A 580-nucleotide genomic window follows, 5' to 3' on the forward strand; every position below is an offset into this window, starting at 1 on the left:
AGGCGGCGTACGCGTCGAGCACGCCGGCGCGCTCGCCGGGCGGGAGTCCGCTCACCGCGCGCGGGTCGGCGCTGAGCGAGTCGGGGCTCACGCCGGGTGGCAGCGGCTGTCCGGCGAGCGCGTCGGATATGCGCGGGCCGAGCTTGTTGGCGAAGATCGTGCCGAAGATGGAGACGCCGAACGAGGCGCCGATGGAGCGGAAGAACGTGGCGCCCGAGGTGGCCACGCCGAGGTCCGCGTAGTCCACCGCGTTCTGCACGATCAGCACCAGGACCTGCATCACCAGGCCGAGCCCGAGGCCGAAGACGAAGAAGTACGCGCTCATCTCGACCACGCCGCTGTGCCGGTCGAGCTGGTGGAGCAGCAGCAGGCCGAGCGCGGTGACGGCGGTGCCGGCGATGGGGAAGACGCGGTAGTGGCCGGTGCGGCTGACGATCTGCCCGGAGGCCGTGGAGGCGATGAGCAGCCCGAGCACCATGGGCAGCATGTGCACGCCGGACATGGTCGGCGTGACGTCGTGGACGACCTGGAGGAACGTCGGCAGGTAGGTCATGCTGCCGAACATCGCGAAGCCGATGAC

1 protein-coding gene is annotated in these 580 nt (G+C 70.5%); it reads right to left on the reverse strand.

Features of this window, described 5'->3' with window-relative positions; all coding sequences use genetic code 11:
- The coding region (locus KUM32_RS36150; RefSeq protein WP_217146135.1) for an MFS transporter at window positions 1-580 on the reverse strand (580 nt) is incomplete at both ends.

It is taken from the genome of Streptomyces sp. AC627_RSS907, from assembly GCF_019049165.1.